The organism is Microbispora amethystogenes (assembly GCF_016863015.1).
Taxonomy (GTDB): Bacteria; Actinomycetota; Actinomycetes; order Streptosporangiales; family Streptosporangiaceae; genus Microbispora; species Microbispora amethystogenes.
Map to the genome: position 1 here is coordinate 1 of NZ_BOOB01000150.1, position 672 is coordinate 672.

General features: G+C 66.8%; 1 protein-coding gene. It reads right to left on the bottom strand.

Annotation, left to right across the window (positions count from 1 at the left end; genetic code table 11):
- Positions 1-672, bottom strand: a 672-nt coding sequence (locus Mam01_RS36115) for a PQQ-dependent sugar dehydrogenase (protein ID WP_204289703.1), incomplete at both ends; no start/stop codon positions are given.

Consider the following 672-nt stretch of genomic DNA (forward strand, 5'->3'; position numbering starts at 1 on the left):
GTAGTCGATGTAGGGCGAGTTGTTGCCGATGCAGTACGGCCAGCCGAAGTTGCCCGGCTTGGAGATGAGGTTCCACTCCACCGTGTTCTGCGGGCCACGGTTGGCGTTCGCGGAGTTGGAGTCGGGGCCGTACTCGCCCAGCATGATGTTGCCGGTCTTGGGGTCCAGGCCGATCCGGAACGGGTTACGGAAGCCCATGCCGTAGATCTCCGGCTTGGTCTTGGCCGTGCCCGGGGCGAACAGGTTGCCCGCCGGGATGGTGTAGGTGCCGTCCGCCTCGGGGTGGATGCGCAGCAGCTTGCCGCTCAGGCTGTTGGTGTTGGCCGAGGTGCGCTGGGCGTCCCAGTTGGACCGGCCCGACTGCTCGTCGATCGGCGCGAAGCCGTCGGAGGCGAAGGGGTTGGTGTTGTCGCCCGTGCCCAGCCAGAGGTTGCCGGTCTTGGGGTCCATCACCAGGCCGCCGCCGTGGTGGCAGCACTCGGCCCGCTGCACCGGCACGTCCATGACCTTCTTCTCACTCGCCAGGTCCAGGGTGTCCCCGGTGACCGTGAACCGGCTCAGCCGGTCGACGTTCTCCGAGCCCGTGGGCGAGTAGTAGAGGTAGATCCACTTGTTCGTGTCGAACGCGGGGTCCAGCGCCATGCCGAGCAGACCGCTCTCGTTGGCGGTGAA